Source organism: Pseudoalteromonas obscura, assembly GCF_030135505.1.
In the GTDB taxonomy this organism is placed as follows: Bacteria; Pseudomonadota; Gammaproteobacteria; order Enterobacterales; family Alteromonadaceae; genus Pseudoalteromonas; species Pseudoalteromonas obscura.
Genome location: NZ_JASJUT010000030.1, coordinates 1 through 1,187, shown reverse-complemented (window position 1 = coordinate 1,187; position 1,187 = coordinate 1). Strand labels below are relative to the sequence as shown.

General features: G+C 42.8%; 1 pseudogene. It reads right to left on the bottom strand.

The annotated features are described in order from the left end of the window. Positions 1-957: 957 nt before the first annotated feature. Positions 958-1,187: pseudogene (locus tag QNM18_RS27260) on the bottom strand (hypothetical protein); the annotation flags it as partial.

The window sequence follows — 1,187 nt, the reverse complement described above, 5'->3', positions numbered from 1 at the left end:
TTGCTTCATATTTTTAAAGAACAATGTAACTAACCCTTGGTTAGTTACCGCAGCGTTGCTGCGAAGTGGAGCGCCATATTAACCGCTTCACTTTTAAAGTCAACTAGAAAATTTAATTTTTCTTAATTAAGCTTTCCGTTTAACTTTCCCCTTCACTTTGGTTTGCGTTTTTGTTTGCGTCCCGCCGTGTCAGTGGGTGCGCATTATAGGGAGATTTAAGATTGGCGCAAGCGTTTTTTTCGCTTTTTTCTTAATAATTTAATTCCTTTCGTTAATACCAAAGTACACAGATAAAACCCACAAGTTATACACAAAAACATGTGGATAAAACCACCTCCAGATTCCGGACATTATTTCCTCTAATATATGCCTAATGTAAAGCGCGCAGTACTGACATTATTTTTACGCAAGTAAAGTGTAAAAGGTTACCAACAGCGAACGCCGTGAGTACGCGTCTTTGCGTAAGGTGAATATTGTGCGAAATATTTATGACACAGCGCGAAGCGCTGACATTCTTTTCGCGCAAGGTGAAGTGAGCTAGTTTAACAGTTGCTAAGTCTGCCACCTTCAAAGCCTAGCTAACATTAAAAAACTAAAAAACATGGATCCTGAAACGATATATGGACTCCACCACATCTCACATACAGTGTAATGTGGTGTCGACCAAAACAAAGGAGTCCATATACGAGTTCAAGATGACATGGTGCAAAAGGTTAATGACAACGAACGCAGCGAGTACGTTCAATTTGCGCGAGTAAAGTGTAAAAGGTTAGCAACAATGAACGAAGTGAATTCTCTCTTTTTACGCAAGGTGAATATCGTGCGAAAGGCTTATGACACAGCGCGAAGCGCTGGCATTCTTTTCGTGCAAGGTGAAGTGAGCTAGTTTAGCTGTTGCTAAGGCCGCTCCCCCTTTTCGTCACCCTGAACTCGTTTCAGGGTCTAGAGTGCAAAAGATTAGCGACAACGAGCGAAGTGAGTACGCTTCTTTTGCGCAAGGTGAATATCGTGCAAAAGGCTACCGACTGCGAACGCAGTGAGTACAGTTCTTTTGCGCAAGGTGAAGTGAGCCGTTTTAACCACTGCTGAGGGACTTAAACGAAAAAAGCCCGACTCTTTCGAATCGGGCTTTCTTTTATTTGGCGCTTGGCGATGTCCTACTTTCACATGGGAAAGCCACCGCTGGC